The 26,310-nt window shown below is 72.6% G+C and carries 26 protein-coding genes; 14 read left to right on the plus strand and 12 right to left on the minus strand.

The window, feature by feature from the left end:
- Window positions 1-65: 65 nt before the first annotated feature.
- The 7 genes from ACGFMK_RS36100 to ACGFMK_RS36130 all read right to left on the minus strand — a co-directional run bounded on the left by ACGFMK_RS36100 (window position 66) and on the right by ACGFMK_RS36130 (window position 3,119).
- The gene (locus ACGFMK_RS36100; protein ID WP_392773136.1) at window positions 66-416 is read right to left on the minus strand and encodes a hypothetical protein; all 351 of its coding nucleotides are present in this window, start codon (window positions 414-416) and stop codon (window positions 66-68) included.
- Window positions 413-589 (minus strand): hypothetical protein, encoded by a 177-nt coding sequence (locus tag ACGFMK_RS36105; protein ID WP_013224542.1) that lies wholly within the window; start codon window positions 587-589, stop codon window positions 413-415. The genes ACGFMK_RS36100 and ACGFMK_RS36105 overlap by 4 nt, the downstream gene beginning before the upstream one ends.
- A gap of 43 nt (window positions 590-632) precedes the next feature.
- The gene (locus tag ACGFMK_RS36110) at window positions 633-881 is read right to left on the minus strand and encodes a hypothetical protein (protein ID WP_392773140.1); all 249 of its coding nucleotides are present in this window, start codon (window positions 879-881) and stop codon (window positions 633-635) included.
- The gene (locus ACGFMK_RS36115; protein ID WP_392773143.1) at window positions 878-1,315 is read right to left on the minus strand and encodes an Asp23/Gls24 family envelope stress response protein; all 438 of its coding nucleotides are present in this window, start codon (window positions 1,313-1,315) and stop codon (window positions 878-880) included. The genes ACGFMK_RS36110 and ACGFMK_RS36115 overlap by 4 nt, the downstream gene beginning before the upstream one ends.
- A gap of 90 nt (window positions 1,316-1,405) precedes the next feature.
- On the minus strand, window positions 1,406-1,819 hold the full coding sequence (locus tag ACGFMK_RS36120) for an Asp23/Gls24 family envelope stress response protein (protein WP_392773147.1): 414 nt from the start codon (window positions 1,817-1,819) through the stop codon (window positions 1,406-1,408).
- Window positions 1,819-2,379: an RNA polymerase sigma factor gene (locus ACGFMK_RS36125; RefSeq protein WP_392773150.1), complete on the minus strand. Its 561-nt coding sequence runs from the start codon at window positions 2,377-2,379 to the stop codon at window positions 1,819-1,821. Before ACGFMK_RS36125 ends, ACGFMK_RS36120 begins: the two co-directional genes overlap by 1 nt.
- Entirely contained in the window at window positions 2,376-3,119 is a 744-nt protein-coding gene (locus ACGFMK_RS36130) for a pyrimidine reductase family protein (protein WP_392773153.1), read from the minus strand. Before ACGFMK_RS36130 ends, ACGFMK_RS36125 begins: the two co-directional genes overlap by 4 nt.
- Before the next feature lie 100 nt (window positions 3,120-3,219).
- Between ACGFMK_RS36130 and zapE the strand changes: the two genes are divergently transcribed.
- Window positions 3,220-4,242, plus strand: coding sequence for a cell division protein ZapE (gene zapE, locus ACGFMK_RS36135; protein ID WP_392773156.1), 1,023 nt, complete (start codon window positions 3,220-3,222; stop codon window positions 4,240-4,242).
- Here the strand turns inward: zapE and ACGFMK_RS36140 are convergent.
- From ACGFMK_RS36140 to rocD, 3 genes are all read right to left on the minus strand, one after another.
- Window positions 4,196-4,747: a phosphatase PAP2 family protein gene (locus ACGFMK_RS36140; protein ID WP_392773289.1), complete on the minus strand. Its 552-nt coding sequence runs from the start codon at window positions 4,745-4,747 to the stop codon at window positions 4,196-4,198. The two genes, zapE and ACGFMK_RS36140, sit on opposite strands and share 47 nt — an antisense overlap.
- Before the next feature lie 90 nt (window positions 4,748-4,837).
- On the minus strand, window positions 4,838-6,196 hold the full coding sequence (locus ACGFMK_RS36145) for a DUF2252 domain-containing protein (protein ID WP_392773159.1): 1,359 nt from the start codon (window positions 6,194-6,196) through the stop codon (window positions 4,838-4,840).
- A 157-nt stretch (window positions 6,197-6,353) separates the two neighbouring features.
- Window positions 6,354-7,586, minus strand: a complete 1,233-nt coding sequence (rocD, locus tag ACGFMK_RS36150) for an ornithine--oxo-acid transaminase (RefSeq protein ID WP_392773162.1) — start codon at window positions 7,584-7,586, stop codon at window positions 6,354-6,356.
- Window positions 7,587-7,730: 144 nt separating this feature from the next.
- On the opposite strand from rocD, the gene ACGFMK_RS36155 reads away from it, so the two are divergent.
- From ACGFMK_RS36155 to ACGFMK_RS36210, 12 genes are all read left to right on the plus strand, one after another.
- Window positions 7,731-8,051: an ArsR/SmtB family transcription factor gene (locus ACGFMK_RS36155; RefSeq protein ID WP_392773165.1), complete on the plus strand. Its 321-nt coding sequence runs from the start codon at window positions 7,731-7,733 to the stop codon at window positions 8,049-8,051.
- Entirely contained in the window at window positions 8,048-8,515 is a 468-nt protein-coding gene (locus ACGFMK_RS36160) for an SRPBCC family protein (RefSeq protein ID WP_392773168.1), read from the plus strand. The genes ACGFMK_RS36155 and ACGFMK_RS36160 overlap by 4 nt, the downstream gene beginning before the upstream one ends.
- 17 nt (window positions 8,516-8,532) lie before the next feature.
- Window positions 8,533-9,387, plus strand: a complete 855-nt coding sequence (locus ACGFMK_RS36165; protein WP_392773171.1) for a PPK2 family polyphosphate kinase — start codon at window positions 8,533-8,535, stop codon at window positions 9,385-9,387.
- 20 nt (window positions 9,388-9,407) lie between these two features.
- Window positions 9,408-11,507 carry a prolyl oligopeptidase family serine peptidase gene (locus tag ACGFMK_RS36170; RefSeq protein ID WP_392773174.1) on the plus strand — a complete coding sequence of 700 codons (2,100 nt, stop codon included), beginning with the start codon at window positions 9,408-9,410 and terminating at the stop codon, window positions 11,505-11,507.
- The gene (locus ACGFMK_RS36175; RefSeq protein WP_392773177.1) at window positions 11,504-12,454 is read left to right on the plus strand and encodes an LLM class F420-dependent oxidoreductase; all 951 of its coding nucleotides are present in this window, start codon (window positions 11,504-11,506) and stop codon (window positions 12,452-12,454) included. Before ACGFMK_RS36170 ends, ACGFMK_RS36175 begins: the two co-directional genes overlap by 4 nt.
- A 269-nt stretch (window positions 12,455-12,723) precedes the next feature.
- A complete protein-coding gene (gene sthA / locus ACGFMK_RS36180; protein WP_392773180.1) occupies window positions 12,724-14,136 on the plus strand; it encodes a Si-specific NAD(P)(+) transhydrogenase in 1,413 nt (470 codons plus the stop codon).
- 68 nt (window positions 14,137-14,204) lie between these two features.
- Window positions 14,205-16,115 (plus strand): intein-containing Rv2578c family radical SAM protein, encoded by a 1,911-nt coding sequence (locus ACGFMK_RS36185; RefSeq protein WP_392773182.1) that lies wholly within the window; start codon window positions 14,205-14,207, stop codon window positions 16,113-16,115.
- 588 nt (window positions 16,116-16,703) lie between these two features.
- The gene (gene merB / locus ACGFMK_RS36190) at window positions 16,704-17,306 is read left to right on the plus strand and encodes an organomercurial lyase (RefSeq protein ID WP_392773184.1); all 603 of its coding nucleotides are present in this window, start codon (window positions 16,704-16,706) and stop codon (window positions 17,304-17,306) included.
- A 106-nt stretch (window positions 17,307-17,412) separates the two neighbouring features.
- Entirely contained in the window at window positions 17,413-19,191 is a 1,779-nt protein-coding gene (aspS, locus tag ACGFMK_RS36195) for an aspartate--tRNA ligase (protein ID WP_392773187.1), read from the plus strand.
- Complete coding sequence (locus ACGFMK_RS36200; protein ID WP_392773189.1) at window positions 19,191-20,138, plus strand: DUF389 domain-containing protein; 948 nt, start codon at window positions 19,191-19,193, stop codon at window positions 20,136-20,138. The genes aspS and ACGFMK_RS36200 overlap by 1 nt, the downstream gene beginning before the upstream one ends.
- Window positions 20,139-20,217: 79 nt before the next feature.
- Window positions 20,218-21,399, plus strand: coding sequence for a phosphotransferase (locus ACGFMK_RS36205; RefSeq protein WP_392773192.1), 1,182 nt, complete (start codon window positions 20,218-20,220; stop codon window positions 21,397-21,399).
- A gap of 475 nt (window positions 21,400-21,874) precedes the next feature.
- Window positions 21,875-22,729, plus strand: coding sequence for an SGNH/GDSL hydrolase family protein (locus tag ACGFMK_RS36210; RefSeq protein WP_392773291.1), 855 nt, complete (start codon window positions 21,875-21,877; stop codon window positions 22,727-22,729).
- Window positions 22,730-22,760: 31 nt separating this feature from the next.
- Here the strand turns inward: ACGFMK_RS36210 and ACGFMK_RS36215 are convergent, their stop codons facing one another.
- Together ACGFMK_RS36215 and ACGFMK_RS36220 are read right to left on the minus strand one after the other, a co-directional pair.
- A complete protein-coding gene (locus ACGFMK_RS36215; protein WP_392773194.1) occupies window positions 22,761-23,978 on the minus strand; it encodes a cytochrome P450 in 1,218 nt (405 codons plus the stop codon).
- A gap of 31 nt (window positions 23,979-24,009) precedes the next feature.
- On the minus strand, window positions 24,010-24,705 hold the full coding sequence (locus ACGFMK_RS36220) for a TetR/AcrR family transcriptional regulator (protein WP_392773197.1): 696 nt from the start codon (window positions 24,703-24,705) through the stop codon (window positions 24,010-24,012).
- A 132-nt stretch (window positions 24,706-24,837) separates the two neighbouring features.
- Here ACGFMK_RS36220 and ACGFMK_RS36225 point away from each other — a divergent pair, with 132 nt between their 5' ends.
- Window positions 24,838-26,214: a replication-associated recombination protein A gene (locus tag ACGFMK_RS36225; protein ID WP_392773199.1), complete on the plus strand. Its 1,377-nt coding sequence runs from the start codon at window positions 24,838-24,840 to the stop codon at window positions 26,212-26,214.
- The last annotated feature ends 96 nt before the right edge of the window (window positions 26,215-26,310 follow it).

The following is a 26,310-nucleotide window of genomic DNA, read 5'->3' on the forward strand; positions in this document are numbered from 1 at the left end:
GGCCCCGGCGGCGGCGAAGGCCAGGCCGAGCAGGGTGGACAGGAGGCGGACGAGCGGGCGCACGGCTACCGCACCCTCGGCGGGACATCGGGCAGCAGCGCCGACACCGTCACGGCCAGGGACCGCACCTGGTACGACGTGATCCGCTCGACCTCTTCGACGACCCGCTCGCGGACGTCGCCGACGACCGCGCGCACCGCGCCCGGGTAGTGCAGGGCGAGCTCCAGCGCCAGATCCACCTCGTCATCGTGCCCGCCGACCCGCGCGTTCGCGCCCTTCTTGCCGGCCCGCGCGGTGCCGGGCACCTGGTCGGCGGCGTGCTGGGCGACCTTGCGCACCACGGCGTGGCCGATGGTGAGGGTGCCGCGCTCGTCCGGTTCGGCGAGCTCGCGCGGCACGTCGAGGAGCCTGCTCACTTGTCGCGGCCCTTCCCGAACAGCTCGCCGAGGTCGAGCTCGCCGTCGAGGACCCGGCCGGCCACCAGGCCGATGATCCCGACGGCCAGGGTCACCAGGAACGCGGTGAACCCCTGGGTCGCGGCCAGGCCGAGGATGAGCCCGGCCAGCAGCCCGGTCTGCGTTGCGTTCACGTTGTCCTCCTAGGACGGACGGGGAGCGGTTGATTGCGGGGAGTCACTGCACGCGGGGCGGGCGTCGTCGCCGGCGGAGCCGCGCGAGCACGGCGGCGACCCCGCGGCGGTTCACCACGAAGCGGATCGGCGCGTCGAACCTGGGATCGTCCACTTCGGACTGACCGGCCCGGAACCGCGCCAGTCCCTCGGCGAACTCGGCCGGGTCGCCGCCGACGTCGGGGTGGTGGGTGCGCACGAACTCCCGGAAGGCCGCGCGGGCCTCCGGGTCGTCCCGCCGGTGCCCGGTCACTCCACCCGTGACGGGAGCTCGGGCACGTCCTCGCCCGGCAGGTGGATGTCGTTGACGGCGATGTTGACCTCGATCACCTCGAGCCCGGTGATCTGCTCGACGGCGGTGATCACGTTGCGCCGCACCGCGCGGGCGACGTCGGCGATGCGCGCGCCGTACTCGACGACGACGTCGAGGTCGATCGCGGTCTGCTTCTCGCCGACCTCCACCGACACGCCGGACGTGGTGACCGTGCCGGAGCCGGGGATGCGCTCGCGCAGGGCGCTGAACGCCCGCGACATGCCGCCGCCCAGTGCGTACACCCCGGTGACCTCGCGGGTGGCCATGCCGGCGACCTTCTGCACCACCAGCGACGAGATCGTGGTGCGGCCGGCGGCGCCCTCCTCGTTGAGCGGGGTCACCGTGCCGGGGCTTTCGGTCCGTTCCGGATGCATGCCTGGAAGCTCCTCTCGAGCGGTCTTGTCGTCCCTACGATGCCCGCGTCCACGGGGCTCTCACGCAAGGTCACCCGTTCGGGGGAACGGTCAGCCGGGGTGGACGTCGACGACGTGCACGTTCACCGCCGTCGTGACGCCGAGCTGGCGGGACAGCTCGGCGGTGATCTCCCGCCGCAGCGTCTCCGCGGCTTCGTCGGCCGCGACGCCGAAGCGGACCGACACCAGCACCTGGACGACGTCCTCCTCGACCGCCACGGCCGAGATCCGGACACCGTCGGGCGCGCGGGCCGCGGCGATCGTGGCGGCCAGCCGGACGACGACCTGCTCGGTCACCCGCAGGCTGCCCGCTTCGCCGGGCACGTCGAGCGCCGTCCGGCGGCCGCGCGCCACCGCGCGCAGCACGCGTTCGACCAGGCCGGGCGGGGTCGGCACGCGGCGCCGGGCGGCCGCGCGCACCGCGTCCCAGCGGGGGTCCTGCTCCGGGTCGGTTTCCGGCGCCATCACCGCTCCCTCAGCTCGGCGAGCAGCGCCACCCTGGCCCGGTGCAGGCGGGAGCGCAAGGCGCCGACGTTCACGTCGAGTACTTCCGCGACCTCTTCGTAGCTCAGACCCTCCAGCTCGCGCAGCACCAGCGGCACCCGCTGGGACGGCTCGAGCCTGCCGATCGCGCGCAGCACCGCGTCGACCTCCTCGGCGCGCACGACGCGCCCTTCGGGTCCGGGGTGGGCCGCGGCCAGCAGCGCACTGTCCAGAGTGGACTTCCCGGCGGGTTCGGGCGCGTCCAGCGAGATCGTCGGCTTCCGGCGGCGCAGGATCGCCAGCGCGCCGTTGGTGACGACGCGGTAGAGCCAGGTCGACACGGCCGACTCGTGCCGGAAGCCGCCCAGCGAGCGCCAGGCGGCGAGCCACGCCTCCTGGACGACGTCCTCGGCTTCGGCGGCGCTGCCGGTGATCCGCAGCGCCACCCGGTACATCCGCGGGGTGTGCCGCCGCACGAGCGCGCCGAACGCGGCTTCGTCGCCTTCGGCGGCGCGTTCGACCAGCGTGACGTCGTCGCTCATCCGGCGCCCCGGCGGTAGCGCAGGAGCGTGAAGCCGTCCTCGACGAGCACGGAGGCGAGCTCCATCCGGCGTGGCACGGCGGGCGCCGGGCCCGCGGCGATGCGCCCGGCGCCGCCCGCCACGAGCAGCGGCGCGACGGTCAGGCACAGCTGGTCGACGAGGTCGGCGGCGATCAGCTCGGCGAACAGGCGCGGGCCGCCTTCGCAGTCGACGCGGTACAGGCCGCGCCCGGCCAGCAGCTCCAGCGCGCGCGTGACGTCGACGTCGCCGTCCCCGGCGCGCAGCACCTCGACGCCTTCGACGGCCTCGAGGTGCCCGGTGTCGGCGCCGGTCGTGGTGACCACGATCGGGGGCACGATCGTGTCGGTGAACAGCGGAGAGTGGGGGTCGAGGTCCGCGGTGCGCGTCACGACGGCGATCGGCGGGACGGTGGTGAAGCCGAGACGGTGGCGGCGCTCCAGCCGCTTCGCGCCCGCGCGGACCCCGCGGTAGTTCTCGGCGCGGGCGGTGCCGGCGCCGACGAGGATCACGTCGCAGAGGTCCCGGCCCAGCAGGAAGACCTGCCGGTCGGCGGCGTGCGAGAGGCCCGCGGACGTCGTGTCGACCTCGACGGCGCCGTCGGCGGAGGAGACGAAGTTGACCTGCACCCAGGGTCGGTCCAGCGCCTCCGGGTAGGCGTAGATCGCCTCCAGGTCGGTTCCGGTCAGCTCGCCCGGTGATGGTGGCCACACACTCCGCACCCGGTCATCCCAACATGGCCCGAAACCCGTTCTCCACCGGGGGATACGGCTACTCACCGGTGATCTGGGGCCGCCGGGGCGGCGGATAGGCTCTGCGACCATGCCCGCGCACCTGACCGACCGCCGTCCCGAGATCGGCGCCGACGAGCTGATCACGGCGCTGGTGCCGCCGCCGCGTTTCGACGCCGTGCGGTTCGACACGTACCTCCCGAACCCGGACGAGCCCAGCCAGGCCGCCGCGGTCGACGCGTGCGCCGCGTTCGCCGAGCGCGTCGGTGCCCGTCGCGAGAAGAAGAAGTTCCGGCTCTTCGGGGCCGGCTCGGCCGAGCCGGCCGGCCCGATGGGGCTCTACCTCGACGGCGGGTTCGGCGTCGGCAAGACCCACCTGCTGGCCTCGACGTGGCACGCGGCGCCGTCCCCGAAGGCGTACGGCACGTTCGTCGAGCTGACCCACCTGGTCGGCGCGCTGGGCTTCGCCGAGGCCGTGCGGCGCCTGTCGGAGCACCGGATCCTGGCCATCGACGAGTTCGAGCTGGACGACCCGGGCGACACCACCCTGGTCACCCGGCTGCTGCAGGAGCTGATGGACGCCGGGGTGTACGTCACGGCGACGTCGAACACGCTGCCCGAGAAACTCGGTGAAGGGCGCTTCGCCGCCGAGGACTTCCTGCGCGAGATCCAGACGCTGTCGGCCCGGTTCGGTGTGGTGCGCGTCGACGGCCCCGACTACCGGCACCGCGGGCTGCCGGACGCGCCGCCGCCGGTTTCGGCCGACGAGCTGGAAGCGTCCGTCGCGGCACACGAAGGGTCCACTGTGGACGACTTCGACGCGTTGTGCGCGCACCTGGGCGAGCTGCACCCGTCGCGGTACGGCCGGCTGCTGGACGGCGTCACCCGCGTGCACCTGCGCGGCGTCCACCCGGCGCCGGACCAGAACGTCGCGCTGCGGCTGGTCGCCCTGGCCGACCGGCTCTACGACCGCGCGATCCCGGTCGTCGTCTCGGGTGACCCGCTGCCGTCGCTGTTCACCGAGGAGATGATCGAGGGCGGCTACCGGAAGAAGTACCTGCGCGCGGTCAGCCGGTTGACGGCGCTGGCACGCGACGCGGCACAGACCACGTGACGAGCACGACGGCGACCGCGAACAGCGTCCCGCCGACGACGTCCGTGAGGTAGTGGTAGCCCATCCCCACCAGCCCGGCCGCGGCCGCCAGCAGCGCCAGCGCGCTCAGCACGGCGACCCAGGCCCGGCGCGTGACAAGCACCAGCACGGTCAGCACCGAGACCAGGCCGACCGTGTGCCCGCTCGGGTAGACCAGCGTGTCGTTCTTCCACCGGTCGTACACCGGCTTGAGCAGCCAGGTGTTGAGCAGGATCGCCAGCAGCGGCCCGGCCAGCGCGAGCACGGCCTCGACCCGCCGCCCGGCGCGCAGGCACAGGAAGACGGCGGTCACGCCCAGCGCGAACACGACGTACGGCTCGGTCGGCAGCACCAGGACCCGCGCCGCGCCCGGCCCCAGCCGCGCGACGGCGGCCGCGGCGGCCGAGTCGACCGCGCCGGGCGTCGTGTCGCCGGCGAACGGGAGCCCCAGCAGCAGGGCCAGCAGGCCGCACACCGCGGCGAGCACCCACATCGTCCTCACCCGTGCGAGGGTAGCCCTGACCGGCGGGTTCGATGACTTCGGCGCTGCCGCGTCGCCGCCGGCGGCCCGGTCCGGTCAGGTCCCCGAGAAGGCGGCGTGGTCGGCTTCCGTCCGGTCGGCGTACCGCACGGCGTACGCGCCGATCGCCTCGTCCAGCTCCGAGTCGTCGGCGAAGTAGCCGGACAGCAGCTGCGGGTGCAGCGACCGCGTGTGGGCGCGGGCCAGCAGCGCGCCGGCGAGCCTGCCGTAGTCGTCGAGGTGGTCCTTCTCCAGCTCCGCCGGGTCGATGTCGCCCTTGAGGTTCCGGAACTGGCGGACGATGAACGGGACGCCGTCGATCGTGGTCCAGCCGAGCAGGATGTCGGTCTCGGCCTGCACGAGCCGGGCGCCGTCGACGATGCGGCGGCCTTCGTGTTCCGCCGCGGGCAGGCCGAGGTACGGCGCGAGCGCGGGTGCCTGGGCCTGTTTCACCTGCAGCACCAGGTCTTCGTCGTCGTTGCCGTGCAGTAGCGCGACGTAGCTGCGCAGCCCGACGCTGCCGGTGCCGACCACGCGGAAGGCGACGTCGGCGAGCCGGTAGCGCGAGATCAGCGTGCGCCGCGACGCGCGCAGGGTGTCCACATAGGACACCAGTCCGGCGGCGACGGCCTCGGCGGTCGCCTCGTCGACGTGCGTCAGCACCGGCGGGTCCTCGACGAACCGGTGCCGCGCCAGGCCGGTTTCGTGGTCGTCGACGTGCTCGGTCCACTTCGCGACGACCTTCGCGCTGTCGTTCTTGCGGGCCTTCTCGGCGGCGTCGGCGAAGTCGTCGATCAGCTCGCCGGCGCGGGCCTTCGACAGCACCGACGAGTCCGGCAGTGCGTTCCACGAGCGCAGGAACGGCAGTTCGGCCAGCGCGCGGATGGTCCGCCGGTACGACTTCGCCGCGTCCTCGGCGGCTTCCCGGCAGCCCGACTCGCCGATGCCGCCCTCCCGCCCGGCCAGAACCAGGCTGGCCGCGAGCCGCTTGAGGTCCCACTCCCACGGACCGGGCACGGTCTCGTCGAAGTCGTTGATGTCCATCACGATCCGGCCCTCGGGCGTGCCGTAGAGCCCGAAGTTCGCCGCGTGCGCGTCGCCGCAGAGCTGCGCGGTGAGCCCGGAATCGGGCGTGCCGGCGAGGTCGGCGCCCATCAGCCCGGCGGCGCCGCGGAAGAACGTGAACGGCGAGGCGAGCATGCGCTCCCGGCGCAGCTCCGCCAGCTCGGGCAGCCGTCCCTCACCGCTGGCTTCGAAATACTGTTTCGGACTCGGCCGATCCGTCCCGGCGGCGTCGTGGTCGTGCGCGGTGACCGGCGTTTTCTCCCGGAGCCGCTTCCCCTGTTCGTACAGCTCGGCCGGTGTGACGCTGGCCGCGCCGACCAGCGGCCGCTCGACCCATTCCCCTGATCCCATACCCGCCCAACGCCCGATCCGCCCGGTTAGCTCCCGAAAGCCGTGAATGGCCCATTGAGAGACTTTAGAGTCCCTCAATGGGCCATTCACGGCTATTCGAGCGGGGTCGTCCCGGACGCCGCCGGGGCGGGAGGCTCACCCGGCGGCGTCCGGTGGTTCAGGGGCGGATCACCGCGGCGATCGCGTCGATGCCGCGGTCCAGCTCCTCGCGGGTGATCACCAGCGGCGGCGCGACGCGCAGGGTGCGCTCGTGCGTCTCCTTGCACAGCACGCCACTGGCGGCCAGCGCCTCCGAGGCTTCGCGCCCCGACGGGCCGCCGGGGGCGATGTCGATGCCCGCCCACAGGCCGCGGCCGCGGACCTCGGACAGCCCGTTCCCGACCAGGTCGGTCAGCCGCGAGTGCAGGTGGGCGCCCAGCTCGGTGGAGCGCTGCTGGAACTCGCCGGTCCGCAGCAGCTTGACGACGGCGCGTCCGACCGCGCACGCGACCGGATTGCCGCCGAACGTCGAGCCGTGCTCGCCCGGCTTCAGCACGCCCAGCACGGCGCGGCTGCCGACGACCGCCGACACCGGCAGGATGCCGCCGCCGAGGGCCTTGCCCAGCGTGTAGACGTCGGCGCGGACGCCCTCGTGGTCCAGCGCCAGCACGGTGCCGGTGCGGGCCAGGCCCGACTGGATCTCGTCGGCGATCAGCAGGACGTCGTTCTCGTCGCAGGCCGCGCGGACGTCGGCGAAGTAGCCCTCCGGCGGCACGATGACGCCGGCCTCGCCCTGGACCGGCTCGAGCAGCACGGCGGCCGTGCGCGGGGTGATCGCGTCGCGCAGCGCGGCGGCGTCGCCGTACTTCACCGTGACGAAGCCCGGGGTGAACGGGCCGAAGCCGGCGCGCGCGGTCTCGTCGGTGGAGAACGACACGATCGTGGTGGTCCGGCCGTGGAAGTTCGAGCCGGCCACGATGATCTCGGCGGTGCCGTCCGGCACGCCCTTGACCTGGTGCGCCCACTTGCGGGCCAGCTTGACGGCGGACTCGACGGCCTCGGCGCCCGAGTTCATCGGCAGCACCATCTCGGTGCCGGTCAGCTCGGCCAGCTCGCGGCAGAACAGGCCCAGCTGGTCGTGGTGGAACGCCCGCGACGTGAGCGTGACGCGGCCGAGCTGCGCGATCGCGGCCTCGATCAGGTCCGGGTGGCGGTGGCCGAAGTTCAGGGCCGAGTAGCCGGAGAGGAAGTCCAGGTAGGACTGCCCTTCGACGTCGGTCACCGTGGCCCCGGAGGCTTCGGCGATCACGACGGGCAGCGGGTGGTAGTTGTGCGTGCTCCATTGCTCGTCGAGCTCGATGAAGCTCGCGGCGGAGGGGGCGGCGGTCTCCCGGCCGGCGAACGTCGTCATACGTTCAGGTTAGAGGCAGTACACGCAGACTTCAGCCGGGAATCATTGCTTTCACCCGTTGTTCGTTGCGCAGTATCGAGCGTCGACCCCCGAAACGCTGCGCGGCGGTTGACGCGGGTGTCGGTAAGCCGTAACTTACGGTTCGTGGCGACTTACGGAAGCGACCAGCTGGCCGCGCTGGCCGACCCGTCGCGGCGCGCGATCGTCGAAGCGCTCCGCGCCGGGCCGCGCGCGGTCGGGGAGCTGGCCGCGGACCTGCCGATCAGCCGCCCGGCCGTCTCCCAGCACCTCAAGGTGCTCAAGGAGGCCGGCCTGGTCGCCGACCGGGCGGCGGGCACGAAGCGGCTCTACCGCCTCGAGCCCGACGGCATCGCCGCGGTGCGCGCCTACCTCGACCGCATGTGGTCCGACGCGCTGAAGTCCTTCGCCGACCTGGCGGAATCCACCGAAGAGGAGCAGTCATGACCCTCGAGCCGATCCGCAAGACGATCACCGTCGCGTGCTCGCGCGAGCACGCGTTCAGGACCTACACCGAGGCCTTCGACAGCTGGTGGCCGCGCGAGCACCACCTGGGCGAGGCCGGCCTCGCCGAAGCCGTCCTCGAGCCGAAGGCGGGCGGGCGCTGGTACGAGCGGCTGACCGACGGCTCCGAGTGCGACTGGGGCGAGGTCCTCGTCTGGGAGCCACCCGCCCGAGTGGTTCTGTCGTGGCGGATCGACGGCGACTGGAAGGCCGACCCGGACCCGGCCCACGCCAGCGAGATCGACGTCCGCTTCTTCGCGGAAGGGCCGCGCAGCACCCGCGTCGAGCTGGAGCACCGCGCGTTCGAGCGGCACGGCGAGACCGCGGCGAAGGTCCGTGACGGCGTCTCGTCCGACGGCGGACACGGCGGCCTGCTGAAGCTCTTCGCCGAGAAAGCCGCCGCCTGACTGGTTATCGTCTCGGGATGGCCAAGAAGAAGGACGAGGGAAGCCGGGTCCGGGACGCGCTGCGGATCACCGGGGAGCTGCCGGACCCGGGCTCGGCGCCGGTCGGGCCCGGCAAGAAGCCGAAGGCCCTCGCGAAGCTCGACGACGCGGGGCAGCGGCTGGCCGCGCTGCAGGAGGCGCTCTACGCCGAGGGGGTCGGCGGCGGGCGCCGCAGCGTCCTGCTGGTGCTGCAGGGCATGGACACCTCGGGCAAGGGCGGCACCGTCTCGCACGTGCTCGGCCTGGTCAACCCGATGGGCGTGCACTACGCGGGGTTCAAGGCGCCCACCCCGGCCGAGCGCCGCCACCACTACCTCTGGCGGATCCGGAAGCAGCTGCCGGTGGCCGGCCAGATCGGCGTGTTCGACCGCTCGCACTACGAGGACATCCTCGTGCCGCGGGTGTCCGGCCTGCTCAGCGCGGCCGAACGGCGGCGCCGGTACGGCGAGATCAACGCGTTCGAGCAGGAGCTGGCCGAAGGCGGCACGACCGTGGTCAAGGTGTTCCTGCACATCTCGCCCGAGGAACAGCTCAAACGCCTGAAGGCCCGGCTGGAGACGCCCGAGAAGCACTGGAAGTACAACCCCGGCGACCTCGAGGCGCGGTCGCACTGGCCGGCCTACCAGGAGGCCTACGCCGACATCTTCAAGAAGACGTCGACGGACCACGCGCCGTGGCACGTCGTGCCGGCCGACCACAAGTGGTACCGCAACTGGGCGGTCGCCGAGCTGCTCATCGAGACGCTCACCGAGCTGGACCCGAAGTTCCCCGAACCGGGCTTCGACGTCGCCGCCGAGCTGGCGAAGCTGAAGGGTGTTGGCGTACCGGCGTGAGCGTCTGAAAGAGTGCGGGCGTGACCGACGTCGACGATCTCCCGTTCCTCCGCAAACAGGCCCGTACCCAGCGCTTCACCCTCGGCGCGCCGAAGGCGTTCCGGGTCGCCCCGGACGGTTCGCGTGTGCTGTTCCTGCGCGCGGAGTCGGGCACCGACCCGCGGCACAGCCTCTGGTCGGCCGACCTCGCGAGCGGCGCCGAGACGAAGCTCGTCGACGCCGCCGAGCTGCTGCCCGGCGAGGAGGAGCTGCCCGCCGAGGAGCGGGCGCGGCGCGAACGGGCCCGCGAGACCGGCGGCGGGGTCGTGCACTACGGCGTCGACGCGGGCTTCACGGTCGCGGCGTTCTCGCTCTCGGGCAAGCTCTACACCCTGGATCTCGCGTCCGGCGAGGTGACGCTGCGGGTCGACGGCGCGGTCGTCGACCCGCGCCCGAACCCGGCCGGCACGCACGTCGCGTATGCGCAGAACCGGCAGCTGCACGTGCTGGAGCTGGCCACCGGCGAGGACCGGGTGCTGGCCGGCGAGGAGGACGAGGACGTCACCTGGGGGCAGGCCGAGTTCATCGCCGCCGAGGAGATGGACCGCACCCGCGGCTACTGGTGGGCCCCCGACGGCGCGAGCCTGCTGGCCGAGCGCGCCGACCGTGGCCCGGTGCCGCGCTGGACCATCGCCGACCCGGCCAACCCGCAGAACCCGGCCAACGTCGTCGCCTACCCGGCCGCCGGCACCACGAACGCGCTGGTCAGCCTGGCGATCCTGGGTCTCGACGGCTCGCGCGTCGACGTCGCGCCCGGCGAGTGGGAGTACCTCGCCTCGGTGCACTGGTCGGCGGGCGGCGCGCCGCTGCTGGCCGTGGAGCCGCGCGACCAGACGCGGCTGGACGTGCTCGCCCTCGACGTCACCGACGGCTCGACGTCGGTCGTGCACACCGCGACCGACCAGCACTGGATCGACATCGTCGGCGGTGTCCCCGCGTGGACGCCGGACGGGCGCCTGGTCACCGAGCGCATGGTCGACGGCGACCACCGGCTCTACGTCGGCGACGAGGCGGTCACCCCGGCCGGGCTGCAGCTGCGCGGCGTGCTCGACGTCGGTGACGAGCTGCTCTTCAGCGCGTCGGACGCGGACTCGACGCAGATCCACGTCTACCGCACGGAAACCGGTTCGGTGCGCCGTCTGTCCACTGTGGACGGTGTGCACCACGGTGCGGGCAACGCGGGTGTCACGGTGCTGTCGTCGTGGAGCCTGGAGCACAGCGGCCCGCGCGTCTCGGTGCTGCGCGACGGCTCGGAGGTCGCGTCGATCGCTTCGGAGACCGTCGATCCCGACATCGTGCCGAACCTGACCTGGCTGACGCTGGGGGAGCGCGGCCTGCGCGCGGCGCTGCTGCTGCCGCGCGGGTACGAGCCGAGTGAGGGCAAGCTGCCGGTGCTGCTCGACCCGTACGGCGGCCCGCACGCCCAGCGCGTGCTGCAGAGCCGCAACGCGTTCCTGACCTCGCAGTGGCTCGCCGACCAGGGGTTCGCGGTGCTCGTCGCCGACGGCCGCGGCACGCCCGGCCGCGGTGCGCTCTGGGAGCGGGAGGTGCACGGCCGCCTCGCCGACGTCACCCTGCAGGACCAGGTCGACGCCCTGCAGGCGGCCGCCGCGCGGTTCCCGGAGCTGGACGTCGAGCGCGTCGCGATCCGCGGCTGGTCCTACGGCGGGTACCTGTCCGCGCTGGCCGTGCTGCGCCGCCCGGACGTCTTCCACGCCGCGGTCGCGGGCGCGCCGGTCACCGACTGGTCGCTCTACGACACGCACTACACCGAGCGCTACCTCGGGAAACCGCAGGACGATCCGGAGAGCTACGCGCACAACTCGCTGATCGAGAGCGCCGGGGAGCTGAGCCGCGCGCTGCTGATCGTGCACGGGCTGGCCGACGACAACGTGTTCGTCGCCCACTCGCTGCGGCTTTCGTCGGCGCTGCTGGCGAAGGGCCGCCCCCACGTGTTCCTGCCGCTGGCGGGGGCCACCCACATGACACCGCAGGCCGAAGAGGTCGCGGAGAACCTGATGCGCACCCAGGTCGACTGGATCCTGCGTGAGCTTTCCGCCGTGGAGAAGGAGACCGCATGAGCCGCTGGGGCATCACGATTCCGTTGACGGGCGTGCCGCTGACGGCGCACCGCGAGCTGGTCGAGCAGCTGCCCGACCTGGGCTACACCGACGCGTGGACGGCCGAGACCGCCGGCACGGACGCGTTCACGCCGCTCGTGCTCGCGTCGCAGTGGGCGCCGCAGCTGCGGCTCGGCACGGCGATCGTGCCGGTCTACACGCGCGGCCCCGGCCTGCTGGCGATGCAGGCGGCGACCGTGGCGGAGCTGGCGCCGGGCCGGTTCGTGCTCGGCATCGGCGCGTCGTCCCCGGTGATCGTCTCGAACTGGAACGCGGCCCCGTTCGAAGAGCCGTTCAAGCGTTCTCGCGACACGCTGCGCTTCCTGCGTTCGGCGCTGACCGGCGAGAAGGTCAGCGAGAAGTACGACACGTTCTCCGTCAGCAAGTTCCGCCTGGAGCGCCCGGCCGACCCGCCGCCGTCGATCATGCTGGCCGCGCTGCGCCCCGGCATGCTGCGGCTGGCCGCCCGCGAGGCCGACGGCGCCATCACGAACTGGCTGGCCGCTTCCGACGTGCCGAAGGTGCGCTCTGTCGTGGGCCCCGACGTCGAGCTGGCGGCCCGGATCTTCGTCTGCCCCACCGAGGACGCCGCCGCGGCCCGCGGCCTGGGCCGGATGCTGATCTCGAGCTACCTGACGGTCCCGGTGTACGCGGCGTTCCACGAGTGGCTCGGCCGCGGCGAGGCCCTCGCGCCGATGCACGAGGCGTGGGCCGCGGGCGACCGGCAGAAGGCCAACCAGGTCATCCCCGACTCGGTGGTGGACGAGCTGGTGGTCCACGGCAGCCTCGACTCGTGCCGCGAGCAGGTCCGGTCCTACGTGGACAACGGCCTGACCACGCCGATCATCGCCCTGCTCCCGACGGGCGGTGATCCGTTCGAGCAGGTCCGCGCCCTGGCGCCGCGCTGACGCCGGGGCAGCCCGGGCGGCCGGCGTGCCGGACCACCTCGACCATCGGCGTGTCCTCCGACAGCGAGAGGATCCGCGTCGGGTGGATCGACGACGCCGCCGGCGTAACCTTCGACGCCGCGCGGCACCGAGGCGCCGGCGAGCCCGGCGTCGCGGGTCGTGGGTCCCTGCGTCGGCGTCCCCCGGGATCTCGTGGAAGACGTCCTCGCGCGCGGATCTTCACCGGCAGGGGGTTGCGCGGCGGGCTCCGGGTGCGCAGGCTCGACACCGTGAGCGAGCACGAGTACGACCTCATCGTCATCGGTTCGGGCCCGGGTGGGCAGAAGGCCGCCATCGCGGCGGCGAAACTGGGCAAGAAGGTGGCGGTCGTCGACCGGCACGACATGGTCGGCGGGGTGTGCGTCAACACCGGCACGATCCCCTCCAAGACGCTGCGCGAAGCGGTCCTCTACCTGACCGGTATGAACCAGCGCGAGCTGTACGGCGCCAGCTACCGGGTCAAGCAGGACATCACCATCGCCGACCTGCTGGCGCGCACCCAGCACGTGGTCGGGCGCGAGGTCCAGGTGGTGCGGGCGCAGCTGATGCGCAACCACGTCGACCTGATCGCCGGCACCGGCTCGTTCGCCGACCCGCACACGGTCATCGTGGACGGCAAGCACGCCGGCGACCGCCGGACGCTGACCGGGGACTACGTGGTGATCGCCACGGGCACCCGGCCCGCGCGGCCCGGGCACGTCGACTTCGACGCCGCCCGCGTCCTGGACTCCGACGAGATCCTGCGGCTGGAGCAGATCCCGTCGTCGCTCGTCGTGGTCGGCGCCGGCGTGATCGGCATCGAGTACGCGTCGATGTTCGCCGCGCTCGGCTCGCGCGTCACCGTGGTCGAGCAGCGTGACCAGATGCTCGACTTCTGCGACCCGGAGATCGTCGAGTCCCTGAAGTTCCAGCTGCGCGACCTCGGCGTCACGTTCCGCTTCGGCGAGAAGGTCGCCGACGTCGCGGTGTCCGAAGACGCGACGATCACGACGCTGGTCAGCGGCAAGCGCATCCCTGCCGACGGCGTGATGTACTCCGCCGGCCGCCAGGGCATGACCGGCGCGCTCGCGCTGGACGCGGCCGGGCTGGCCGCGGACGAGCGCGGCCGGCTCGTCGTCGACGAGTACTACCGCACCGAGGTCCCGCACATCTACGCGGTCGGCGACGTGATCGGCTTCCCGGCGCTGGCGGCGACGTCGATGGACCAGGGCCGGCTCGCGGCCTACCACGCGTTCGGCGAACCGGCGAACGGCCTCGGCGCGCTGCAGCCGATCGGCATCTACACGATCCCGGAGATCTCCTACGTCGGCTCGACCGAGGCGCAGCTGACGTCGTCTTCGGTGCCGTACGAGGTGGGCATCGCGCGCTACCGCGAGCTCGCGCGCGGCCAGATCACCGGTGACAGCTACGGCATGCTGAAGCTCCTGGTGTCCACAAAGGACCGAAAGCTGCTGGGCGTGCACGTCTTCGGCACGGGCGCGACCGACCTCGTCCACATCGGACAGGCGGTGATGGGCTGCGGCGGCACGGTCGACTACCTGGTGGACGCGGTGTTCAACTACCCGACGCTTTCGGAAGCCTACAAGGTCGCGGCGCTGGACGCGCACAACAAGATCCGCGCGCTGGACCGCTTCACCGCCTGACGCGCGTCCACTCCGCTCCGGGCGAACGCGTTTGACACTCGACTAGAACATATGTTCGACTGACGCTCGTGCGATGGGATCGGCAGCGAGCAGGGGAGGGTGAGCCGGCACTGCCCGGGCTGGAGGGCCTGGTGCGCTCCGTGCGCTCACCGGAATTCGACGGCGTCACCTTTCACGAGGTGAACGCCCGCTCGGTGCTGAACAAGGTGCCCGCGGGCTCCGGAGTGCCGTTCAGCTGGACGGTGAACCCCTACCGCGGGTGCTCCCACGCCTGCACCTACTGCCTCGACGGCGGCACCCGGATCCTGCTCGCCGACGGGCGGACGCGGGCGCTGTCCGAGCTGAAGGCCGGCGACGAGATCTACGGCACCCGCGGCCACGGCGCGGCCCGGCGGCTGGTGCCGACCAGGGTGCTCGCGCACTGGACGACCCTGCGCGACGCCTACCGCGTCACCCTCGAAGACGGCACCCGGCTCGTCGCGAGCGGCGACCACCGGTTCCTCACCTCGAAGGGCTGGAAGCACGTCACCGGCAGCAAGCTCGGCGCCGCGCAGCGCCCGCACCTGACACCGGGAACCGAGCTGATCGGCGTCGGCCGGTTCGCGCCGACGCCGGACGAGACCCTCGGCTACCGCGCCGGCTACCTGTGCGGGATGCTGCGGTCCGGCGGGTTCGCCGCGGAACCGGACGCGGCCGCGCGGGCGGTGGAGTACCTGCCGGACTTCGGGGCCTCGGTCGGGTTCCTGAAGGTGCCGGCCGCCCCGGACGCGCACTGGCGGCGCGGGTTCCTGGCCGGCGTCTTCGACCTCGCCGGCAGCCACGGCCGCGGCATGCTGTCGGTCGCGCACGACGAGCCGGAGATCGCCGACGCCTTCGCCGCGGCGCTCACCGCGTTCGGCTTCGCCCACCAGCTCGACGAGGTGCCGAAGTTCCCGACGCGCCAGGAGGTCCGGCTGCTGGGCGGCGCGGCCGAGGTGCTCCGGTTCCTGCACCTGAGCAACCCGGCGGTCGGCTGGAAACGGTCGCTGGACGGCTCGGTGATCGGCGCCAGCAGGCGGCTCGTCGAGGCGATCGAGCCGCTGGGGCTGCAGCTCCCGCTGTTCGACATCACCACCGGCACCGGCGACTTCATCGCCGACGGCATGGTGTCGCACAACTGCTTCGCCCGGAACACCCACACCTACCTCGACTTCGACGCCGGCCGCGACTTCGACACCCAGGTGGTCGTCAAGATCAACGCCCCGCAGGTGCTGGCGGCGCAGCTGAAACGGCCGTCGTGGCGGCGCGAGCACGTCGCGATGGGCACGAACACCGACCCGTACCAGCGCGCGGAGGGCCGCTACCGGCTGATGCCGGGCATCATCACCGCGCTCGCCCGCTCGGGCACGCCGTTGTCGATCCTCACGAAGGGCACCGTGCTGTCCCGGGACCTGCCGCTGCTGCAGGACGTCGCCCGGGACGTCCCGGTGAGCCTGGCGGTGTCGATCGCGCTGCTCGACCGCGAGCTGCAGCACCGCCTCGAGCCGGGCACGCCGAGCCCGCAGGCGCGGCTGGAGCTGGTCCGCAAGGCCCGCGAGGCCGGGCTGCCGTGCTCGGTGCTGGTGGCGCCGGTGCTGCCGTGGCTGACCGACTCCGCCGAGGCCCTCGACGCGCTGTTCGGGCGCCTGGCCGAGGTGGGCGCGTCGAGCGTCACGGTGATCCCGCTGCACCTGCGCCCGGGCGCCCGCGAATGGTTCGGCCGCTGGCTGGCGGGGACGTACCCGGCGCTGGTGCCGCGCTACCGGGAGCTGTATGCGAAGGGCAGCTACGTCCGGAAGGCCTACCGCGAGCGGCTGGGGGAGCGGGTCGCGCCGCTGCTGCGCCGCCACGGCCTGGCCCCGAAGACGGGCTACGACCCGCGCGGGCCGGAGCCGCCACCGCCACCGCCGCCCGCTCCGCCCGGCGAGCCACCGGCCGTGGAGCAGCTCCGGTTGTTGTGACGGTCTTCGGGTGGATGTCCGATCGGTTCGGCGACGTCTCGGAGCGGCTCCGCCTGCGGTGCGCGGACACACTCGACGACCCCGCCGTGGGAGGCGGCGGCTCGCCGACGTCGCTGCCGTAAGGGGCACTTTCATGGTCTTAACCGCCATGAGGGTGCCCCTCATGGCGGTGCCCGGTGCCCGCTTCGCCCGGACACCCGCCGACGGTGGGCAGCTCCGGTTGCTGTGACGGTCGGCGGGCCGGTGTCGCGGAATCGACGGCAGCCAACCAATATCGTGCCCGTTCCGTGGAAAGATGACCCGGCCGCGGGCGATTCCGGCTACGCTGACGGCGCCGGGACGCGGGCCCGCCCCCGGCGCTTTGACCGTCCTTTATGGACCACGGTTCCGGTACGTGATCCGCCCACCGGGCGGCCGTGTGAGTGAGGCCGTCACCCCGGACCCGGCTCCGCTGCACCGTTCGCCGTAACCCGGGGGCGCTTGCGTGGGCCGTGTCGGTGGCTTCCGGGAAAATGTCCGATCGTGTCGTTGTCCGTTCCCCTCACCGGCGCCTAACGTCGAAGGGATCGAACCGAAAGGAGCCGGACGTTGACGACCTCGCATACCGACCGTGTCGCGGCCGCCCGGCTCGCCTGGGCCGCGCTGAAGCTGACCCGGGCCGGGCGCCACCCGGTGGGGGTCGACCGGCTGGCCGCGACCGTCGGCGTCACCCCGGCCGAAGCGCGGCGGCTCGTCGAACTGATCGGGTTCACCCTGCACCGCGACCTCGTTTCGACCGGCCCGGCGCCGCGCGGGGCCCACCACCGGCTCGAACCGGCCGAAGGCACCCTCGGGGCAGGCCCGGACGGCTCGGTCGACATGTTCCTGCTGGCCATCGCGACCAACGAGCGGGTGCACGCCGTCGCGACCTGCCCGGTCACCGGCACGCGCATCCGCATCGAGCTCACCTCGTGGGGCATCCTGCAGGCCGACCCGCCGTCGGCGGTCGTCGCCGCGGTCGACCTCGGCTTCGGGCTCGACCGGGTCGACGCCGTCGCCTGCGCCGGGCAGCCGTTCTTCGCGTCCGCATCGGCGGCCGCGAACTGGCTGGTCTCGCACCCCGGCGGCCGCATCTACCAGGTCGCCGCCTACCTCGCCCAGGCCCACCGGCTGGTGGCCGCGCTGGAGGCCCGCCCGAAGTTCGTGCTCTGAGGCCGGTACCCGCGGAGCAAGCCAAGCCTGCCGACGTCGTACGCTGGGCAGTTCGTTAGCCTTTCCGGGCAGCGAGAACCGCCCATGTCGAAGGAGAGCAGTCGCAGTGCTCCGCACTCACAACGCCGGCACCCTGCGTGCCGAGCAGGCCGGACAGACCGTCACCCTCACCGGATGGGTGGCCCGGCGGCGAGATCACGGCGGCGTCATCTTCATCGACCTCCGCGACGCGAGCGGCGTCGCCCAGGTCGTCTTCCGCGAGGGTGAGATGGCCGAGCGCGCCCACGCGCTGCGCTCGGAGTTCTGCGTCAAGATCGTCGGCGAGGTCGCGAAGCGCCCCGAGGGCAACGCGAACGCCGAGATCCCGACCGGCGAGATCGAGGTCCTCGCGACCGAGCTCGAGGTGCTGTCCGAGGCCGCGCCGCTGCCGTTCCCGATCGACGACCGGGTCGACGTCGGCGAGGAGATCCGCCTCAAGCACCGCTACCTCGACCTGCGCCGCAGCGGCCCGGCCGCGGCCATGCGCCTGCGCAGCGAGGTCAGCCGCGCCGCCCGCGAGGTGCTGCACAACCAGGACTTCGTCGAGATCGAGACCCCGACGATGACCCGCTCCACCCCGGAAGGCGCCCGCGACTTCCTGGTCCCGGCCCGGCTCAAGCCCGGCTCCTGGTACGCCCTGCCGCAGTCGCCGCAGCTGTTCAAGCAGCTGCTCATGGTCGGCGGCATGGAGCGGTACTACCAGATCGCGCGCTGCTACCGGGACGAGGACTTCCGCGCCGACCGCCAGCCGGAGTTCACCCAGCTCGACATCGAGATGAGCTTCGTCGAGCAGGACGACGTCATCGCCATCGGCGAGCAGATCGTCTCCGCGCTGTGGAAGCTGATCGGGCACGAGATCCCGCGGCCGATCCCGCGCATCACCTACCACGACGCGATGGCCAGGTACGGCTCGGACAAGCCGGACCTGCGCTTCGACCTCGAGATCACCGACATGACGGAGTTCTTCGCCGACACGCCGTTCCGCGTGTTCCAGGCCCCGTACGTCGGCTCGGTCGTGATGGCCGGCGGCGCCGACCAGCCGCGCCGCCAGCTCGACGCGTGGCAGGAGTGGGCGAAGCAGCGCGGCGCGCGCGGCCTCGCGTACATCCTCGTCAACGAGGACGGCACGCTCGGCGGCCCGGTCGCGAAGAACCTGTCCGAGACCGAGCGCGAGAACGTCGCCGCCGCGGCGGGCGCCAAGCCGGGCGACTGCATCTTCTTCGCCGCCGGCAAGGCCGCGAGCACGCAGCCGCTGCTGGGCGCCGCGCGCGACGAGATCGGCAAGCGCCTCGGCCTGATCGACGAGGACGCCTGGTCGTTCGTGTGGGTCGTCGACGCGCCGCTCTTCGCGCCGGTCGAGGATATCGGCGACGACGTCGCCGTCGGCTCCGGCAAGTGGACCGCGGTGCACCACGCCTTCACCTCGCCGACCCCGGAGTGGATCGACAAGTTCGAGCAGGACCCGGGCAACGCCCTGGCCTACGCCTACGACATCGTCTGCAACGGCAACGAGATCGGCGGTGGCTCGATCCGTATCCACCGCGGCGACGTGCAGAAGCGCGTCTTCGCGCTGATGGGTCTCGGCGAGGAGGAGGCGCAGGAGAAGTTCGGCTTCCTGCTCGACGCCTTCGCCTTCGGCCCGCCGCCGCACGGCGGCATCGCGTTCGGCTGGGACCGCATCGTCATGCTGCTGGCCAAGGCCGACTCGCTGCGTGACGTGATCGCGTTCCCGAAGACCGGCGGCGGGTACGACCCGCTGACCGCGGCGCCCGCGCCGATCACCGCGCAGCAGCGCAAGGAGGCGGGCATCGACGCGAAGCCGGCCGCCCCCGCCCCGCAGAGCTAGTGCTGCACCTGAGGGCCGTGTGCCCGCAGGAGAAGACCGCCCAGGCGCTCGACATCCTGCGGGACCACGCCGGCACGGCGCACCTGGTCGTGCACCGCGGGGTCGCCGTGTCGCCCGAGGGCGACCTGGTCGAGGCCGACATCGCGCGGGAGGCCGCGGACGAGATCGTCGACGCGCTGTGCGTGCTCGAACTCGACCGCACCGGCGGGATCACCCTGGAGGCGCTCGACACCGCGCTGTCCGACGCCGCCGACGAGGCCGAGGAAAAGGCGCCGGGGGAGGGCGCCGACGCCGTCGTGTGGCAGGAGCTGCTCTCGCGCACCGGCGACGAGTCGCGGCTCAACGTGACGTTCCTGGCGTTCCTCACCATCGCGTGCCTGCTCGCCTCGGTCGGCGTGCTGACCGACTCGGCGGTGACGATCGTCGGCGCGATGGTCGTCGGCCCCGAGTTCGGGCCGCTCGCGGCGCTGGCGGTCGGGGTGGTGCTGCGGCGCTGGGACCTGGTCCGGCAGGCGGGCGTGGCGCTGGGCGTCGGCTTTCCGCTGGCGATGGTCGTCACCCTCGGTGGCGCGCTGCTGGTCCGGGTGACGGACGTGTTCGGCACGCAGGCGTTCGAGTTGAAGCAGCACAACGAGGTCGACTTCGTGTTCTCGGTGGGCGTACCGTCGCTGGTCGTGGCGATGCTCGCCGGCGCGGCCGGGATGCTCGCCATGACGTCGGCGAAGTCGGCCGCGCTCGTGGGGGTGTTCATCTCGGTGACCACGGTGCCGGCCGCGGGATACGCGGTCGTCGCGGCCGTGGCGGGGGAGTGGAGCAGGTGTCTCCAGTCGATCGGCCAGCTGCTGGTGAACCTTCTCGGAATCGTTGCAGCAGCGGCAGTTGTGTTGATCGTGCGCCGGAATGGGCACCGTTCCCCGGAGGGGCTGCGCCCGCTTTCACCCGGGTGACCCGGATCCGGGCGGGATGCCTCTTGTTGTCCGGATGTCAGTAGTCATGGTTGCTCAGTCACGAGTAGGGTCGGTGCCAATGACAGTCGACACCTCGTCCGCCGGAGATGCTGAGGTCGGGGCCGGAGCCGAGCACCTCGCCGCGGCGGTCGCGGCGGGCGAGTCCGTTCTCTCGCGCCGGTTCGGCAGTCCGATCACGCTGGTTTCGCCCGAGGACCTCGCGGGCAGCGGACCGGCCACGGTCGTCCGCGCGCGAGTGGTGTCGTCGTCCTTCGCGCTGCCACGGACGCTGGTGATCAAGCACTACCCCGATGTGCCGGAGCCGGGCGCCGCGGACCCCTTCGCCCAGGAGGCCGTCAGCTACCAGCTGTTCACGGCGCTGTCCGCCGACGAGCGGATGTGCCCGGAGCTGCTGGCCCACGACGGCCGCGACCGGGTGCTCGTGCTGGAGGACCTCGGCCGCACGGCGACGCTGGAGGACAAGCTCTACGCGCGCGACTCCCGCGCGGCCGAACGCGCGCTGCTGTCCTGGGCCCGGTCGCTGGGCCGGCTGCACGCGAGCACCGCCGGGCGCGAGGCCGACTTCAACGCCCTGCTGCGCCGCCTCGGTGGCCCGGGGAAGAGCGACCACGGCGTCGTCGACGAACTCTGCGCGCGCGTGCCGGGCCTGATCCAGGAGCGTCTCGGCATCCCGGTGCCCGACGCGGTGCGTGAGGAGGTCGCGCACGCGGTCGAGCAGTCCCGGTCCTCGGCCTTCCGCGCGTTCAGCCCGGTGGAGCTCAGCCCCGACAACAACCTGGTCACCGGCGAGGGCGTCCGGTTCCTCGACTTCGAGTACGGCCGCGTCCGCTCCGCCCTGGTCGACGCCGCCAACCTGCGCCTGCCGTTCGCGAGCTGGCCGGACGCGCTCGCCCTGCCGGCGGGCATGAGCGAGGCGATGATCGCGGCCTGGCGCGCGGAGGTGGCGGGCGTGTGGCCCGCCTTCGCCGACGACGAGGCCCTGGCCGGGCACCTGACGACCAGCGAGCTGCTGCGGGTCTGGCTGATCACGGGCGAGGAGCTCGGCGCGCTGGACCTGTCCCACCACGCACCCCCGGTGAGCCGCGAGTCGGCCCTGGTCACGTGGTGGCGCGACCTGGCCAAGCACGCGGGCTACGTCCGGATGACGGCGGTCTCGGAGTTCTCGTCCAAGGTGGCGGCGGCGCTGGCGGCACGGCTGGGGCCGCACGCGGACCTGGCGTTCTACCCGGCCTTCCGCTGACCCCGGCTCTCAAGCGCCCCAATGTGGCGGGGGGGGGGGGGGGCCCCCCCCCCCCCCCCCCGGGGGGGGGGGGGGGCCCCCCCCCCCCCCCCCCCGCCACATTGGGGCGCATCGGCGGCCCCTCCGGCTCCGGTGGTGGCGGTTCCGGGACGTCCAGCGTCCCAAACCCGCCATCGTCGAAGGGGGAACCGGGGCATCCGTGCGGCTTGTCCACAGCCTGGTCGTGATGTGGACAACCGGGCGCCCGCAGCCGCTTTTCCGGCCGTTTGTCGGAGGCACCCGATACGCTGGAAGCGGGGCCGGTCCCCCGGAGAGGGCGGGGGCTGCTTTTGTGCGGGCGATGCCGCAGGAACCCGCCGGGGAACCCACTGGGGGAACGGGACTTTTCGGGCATCTGTGAGCTGAGCGTCAAAAGTTAGGCGCGGTGTCGCGGACGCGTTACCTCGTCCTCACCGCAGGTGAGCTTCCGTGCCCGATGGTCGGGGGCGTGACCGTGACCAGCCTCGAAGTCACTCCCTTCCCCGAACCCTCCCGGCCCGCGCTCGCGGCGGTCCCGGCGCTCCGCCAGGCGCGCCGGCTCGTCGTGCTCGGCGATTCGACCGCCGTCGGGCTCGGTGATCCGCTGCCGAGGCGTGGCGGCTGGCGCGGCGTCGGGCCGCTGGCCGCCGCCGCGCTCGGTGTCGGCGCCGACGGCTACCTCAACCCGTCGTTCACCGGCGCGCGGATGCGCTGCGTGCTCAGCAAGCAGCTGCCCGCCGCCGTGGCGCACCGGCCGGACGTGGCGCTGCTGGTCGCCGGCATGAACGACACCCTCCGGCCCGACTTCGACGCGGCGGCCATCGCCGCCGACCTCACCGAGGTCGTCCGGCGGCTCGGCGAGGCCGGCACCACCGTCATCCCGGTCCGGTTCCACGACCACAGCAAGGTGTTCCGCCTCCCGCCGGCCCTCAAACGCGCGCTCAGCACCCGCGTCGCCGAGCTGAACGCGGCCATCGACGAGGTCGTCGCCCGCGAAGGCGTGCCCTGCCTGGACCTCGACCGGCTGCCCGGCGCCTACGACCTGACGTCGTGGAGCGTCGACCGCCTGCACCCGTCCGAGCTGGGGCACCGGATGCTGGCCGCCGGCTTCACCGGGCTGCTCGCCGGCGCCGGGTTCGACGTGCCGGAGCCGGTGAGCCTCACCTGCGGCGGCGGGGTCGAGCCGAGCACCACGGGACACGTGGGATGGCTGGTGCTGAAGGGGATTCCGTGGCTGTGGCGCCGCGGCCGCGAGTTCCTGCCCTACGCCGCGGTGATCATGTGGCACTCGTTCCGCGAACGGACGCGCTGAACACCCGAAGTGCGAACACGGCACGCCCGGTTCAGCCCGTGGTGAGCGGCAGTTCCCGGACCCCCGTCATGTTCGGGTTCACCTGGAACTTCGGTGCCTCACCGGGAATCGTGCGCAGCGCGGGGTAGCGGTCGAACAGGATGTTCAGCGCCACCCGGCCTTCGAGGCGCGCGAGCGGGGCCCCGATGCAGAAGTGGATGCCGCGGCCGAAGGCCAGGTGCGGGTTCTCCTCGCGCGACGGGTCGAACGTGTCCGGGTCGGTGAACACGCGCTCGTCCCGGTTGGCCGCCGCCACCCACAGCATCAGCATCTGGTCGGCGGGGATCGTGGCGCCGCCCAGCTCGACCTCGCGGTTCGTCGTGCGGGCCACGGCCGCGAACGGCGAGAGGTACCGCAGCGACTCCTCGATCACCGGCGGCACCAGTGACCGGTCGGCGCGCGCCCGCTCGTCCCACTCCGGGTGCGTGTCCAGGCACAGCACGGCGTTGCCCAGCAGCATCGTGGTGGTGATGTGCCCGGCCAGCAGCAGCACGTTCGCGAAGTTGACGACCTCGTTGCGCGTCAGCTTCTCGCCGTCGAGCTCCGCCTCGACGAGCTTGGTCAGCAGGTCCTCCCGCGGCTGCTTGCGTCGCTCGTCGACGTGCCCGCCGAGGTACTCGATCAGCGCCTTCTGACCTTCCAGGGACGTCTTGACCGACTCCTGCCGCGCCTCGCTCTGCTCCTTCAGCGAGAACTGCTCGGACGAGCTGAACAGCTTGTCCACCCAGCCCTTGAACAGGTACCGGTCGCTCGCGGGGACCCCCAGCAGCTCCGCGATCACGATCACCGGCAACGGGTAGGCCAGGTCCTCGACGAGCTCGAGCCGGCCGTCGCCGCCCGCCGCGTCGAGCAGCTCGTTCGTCACCGCGGCGATGCGCGGCTCGAGGTCCGCGACGACCTTCGGCGTGAACGCGCGGCTGACGAGCTTGCGCATCTTGTTGTGCAGCGGCGGGTCCAGCTGCAGCAGGTTGCCCGCCGACATCGCCTCGAGGTCGATGTCCTGGCCCTCCGTCATCTCCTTCGGCACCAGCCGCGTGGTGTCGGAGGAGTAGGTCCCCGGGTCGCGGAGGATCTCCTCGGCTTCCGGGTGCCCGTAGACGTTCCAGAACCCGAGGTCGGCCGCGTGCTGCACGCGCTCCGCGGGTTGCTTGCCCCGCAGCCAGAACTGGGATTCGTGCAGTCCCCAGGTGTCGGCGAGTGTGGTGGTCATGTCCGCCCCTTTTCCCTGTGTGGCCCCGGGATCAGCCGGGGGCCCTGGTGGGATCGTGTGCGTAGATCCCCTGCCGGTAGCTCGAGACGAGCTCCTCGAGCGCCGCACTCAGTTCCGCCGCCACCTCGGCGACCGCGCGGGGGTCCGGGTCCCCGGGCGGCTCGAAGGCGGTGCGGATCAGGTAGGCGAGGACTTCCGCCTTCTCCTCCGGCGGGATGTCCCCGAACTCGTCGGAAAGCGTGTTGCCGACGTAGAAGCCGAGCGTCGAGGCGTTGAGCGCGTAGGTGAGGTTCGGGACGTCCGTGCGGACGAGCCCGTGCCGGAGCATCGTGGCCTCGAACTGCGTGCGCAGCTCGTCCTGCTGCTTGCGCAGGGCGAGGTCGCCCAGCGAGCCGAACATCTCGGCGTTGCCGCGCAGCATCGCCATCAGCAACGGACGGCGGTGGGTGACGAGGAACGAGGCCGAGATCATCCGGTGCGGCAGGATCATCGCCGGGTCGGCCTTGATCGCGGCCAGGATCTCGCCGGTCGTGTCGGCCGACTCGCGCATCATCAGCGCCTGGAACAGCAGCTCCTTGTTGCGCCAGTGCAGGTAGACGGTGCCCTTGCCGATGCCGACCGCGCGCGCGATGTCGTCGATCGCCACCTTGCGGTAGCCCATGCGCAGCAGGAGCTCGCCCGCCGCGTCCAGGATGCGGTCGCCGCGCTCGCGGTTGGGATGGCTCATGCCCGCTCTTTCGCCGAGAATCTGACCTGGTGACCGGATTCGCACTTTCGGTCAACCAGTCATCACGACGGTAGCGCGGCCCCGCGGACCACGGCAAGGGTTCTGTCGGTGCCGTCGGTTAACGTCATCCGTGTGGCACAAGACGAGCTCTTCACCGTGAACGCCGACGTGGCGCCGCCGCCCGAGCGGACGACGTCGAACGCCGACGAGCGGCAGGCGGATCCGGCGAGCTCCCCGCTGGCCGTCCGGATGCGGCCGCGCTCGCTCGACGAGGTCGTCGGCCAGCAGCACCTGCTCCGCGAGGGCGCCCCGCTGCGGCGGCTGGTGGAAGGCGCGGCTCCGGCGTCCGTGCTGCTCTACGGCCCGCCCGGCACCGGCAAGACGACGCTGGCCAACCTGGTCTCGATCGCCACCGGGCGCCGGTTCGTCGCGATGTCGGCGCTCTCGGCCGGGGTCAAGGAGGTGCGCGGGGTCATCGAGGAGGCCCGGCGGCGCCGGCAGTACAACACCGAGAACACGGTGCTGTTCATCGACGAGGTGCACCGCTTCTCCAAGACCCAGCAGGACGCCCTGCTCGGCGCGGTCGAGGACCGCACGGTGCTGCTGGTCGCGGCGACCACCGAGAACCCGTCGTTCTCCGTCGTCTCCCCGCTGCTGTCGCGCTCATTGGTGCTGCAGCTGCGCCCGCTGACCGACGAGGACATCACGCGGCTGATCGAGCGCGCCCTGACCGACGAACGCGGTCTCGGCGGCGAGCTGACCCTGACCGACGACGCGCGCGCCCACCTCGTCCGGCTCGCCGGGGGTGACGCGCGCCGCGCGCTGACCGCGCTGGAGGCGGCGGCGGACGCGGCGTCGGCCACCGAGGCGAAGACGATCGACCTGCCGATCGTCGAGTCCACTGTGGACAAGGCCGCGGTGCGCTACGACCGCGACGGCGACCAGCACTACGACATCATCAGCGCGTTCATCAAGTCGATCCGCGGGTCCGACGTCGACGCCGCGCTGCACTACCTGGCCCGGATGATCGAGGCGGGGGAGGACCCGCGCTTCCTGGCCCGGCGGTTGGTCGTGCACGCCAGCGAGGACATCGGCATGGCCGACCCGACGGCGCTGCAGGCGGCGGTCGCGGCCTCGCACGCCGTCCAGTTCATCGGCATGCCCGAGGGCCGGCTGGCGCTCGCGCAGGCGACCATCCACCTGGCCACGGCGCCGAAGTCGAACGCGGTCGTCACCGGCATCGACGCCGCGCTGGCCGACGTCCGCGCCGGGCTGGCCGGCAGCGTGCCGCCGCACCTGCGTGACGGGCACTACGCGGGCGCCAAGAAGCTCGGCAACGCGCAGGGCTACCGCTACCCGCACAACGTGCCGGAAGGCGTGCTGGCCCAGCAGTACCCGCCGGACGAGCTGGTCGGCCGGGACTACTACGAGCCGACCCAGCGCGGCGCGGAACGTCCGCTCGCCGAGCGCGTCCCCAAGCTGCGCCGGACCATCCGCGGCGAGCGGTAAAGGCGGTTTGGGAAACCCTTGGGGTGCTCCGGGGGAACTGGACGGCTGCCGTTCGCCCGGACGACGCGAAGCGGGCATATCCGTCGGCGAGCATCC

It is taken from the genome of Amycolatopsis sp. NPDC049252, from assembly GCF_043197175.1.
Lineage (GTDB): Bacteria > Actinomycetota > Actinomycetes > Mycobacteriales > Pseudonocardiaceae > Amycolatopsis.

Coding starts and splice junctions, on each gene's coding strand:
- ACGFMK_RS36115 (WP_392773143.1), bottom strand. CDS start 1,315: ATGCATCCGGAACGGACCGAAAGCCCCGGCACGGTGACCCCGCTCAAC.
- ACGFMK_RS36120 (WP_392773147.1), bottom strand. CDS start 1,819: ATGGCGCCGGAAACCGACCCGGAGCAGGACCCCCGCTGGGACGCGGTG.
- ACGFMK_RS36125 (WP_392773150.1), bottom strand. CDS start 2,379: ATGAGCGACGACGTCACGCTGGTCGAACGCGCCGCCGAAGGCGACGAA.
- zapE (WP_392773156.1), top strand. CDS start 3,220: ATGCCCGCGCACCTGACCGACCGCCGTCCCGAGATCGGCGCCGACGAG.
- ACGFMK_RS36145 (WP_392773159.1), bottom strand. CDS start 6,196: ATGGGATCAGGGGAATGGGTCGAGCGGCCGCTGGTCGGCGCGGCCAGC.
- rocD (WP_392773162.1), bottom strand. CDS start 7,586: ATGACGACGTTCGCCGGCCGGGAGACCGCCGCCCCCTCCGCCGCGAGC.
- ACGFMK_RS36160 (WP_392773168.1), top strand. CDS start 8,048: ATGACCCTCGAGCCGATCCGCAAGACGATCACCGTCGCGTGCTCGCGC.
- ACGFMK_RS36165 (WP_392773171.1), top strand. CDS start 8,533: ATGGCCAAGAAGAAGGACGAGGGAAGCCGGGTCCGGGACGCGCTGCGG.
- ACGFMK_RS36175 (WP_392773177.1), top strand. CDS start 11,504: ATGAGCCGCTGGGGCATCACGATTCCGTTGACGGGCGTGCCGCTGACG.
- ACGFMK_RS36205 (WP_392773192.1), top strand. CDS start 20,218: ATGACAGTCGACACCTCGTCCGCCGGAGATGCTGAGGTCGGGGCCGGA.
- ACGFMK_RS36210 (WP_392773291.1), top strand. CDS start 21,875: ATGGTCGGGGGCGTGACCGTGACCAGCCTCGAAGTCACTCCCTTCCCC.
- ACGFMK_RS36215 (WP_392773194.1), bottom strand. CDS start 23,978: ATGACCACCACACTCGCCGACACCTGGGGACTGCACGAATCCCAGTTC.
- ACGFMK_RS36220 (WP_392773197.1), bottom strand. CDS start 24,705: ATGAGCCATCCCAACCGCGAGCGCGGCGACCGCATCCTGGACGCGGCG.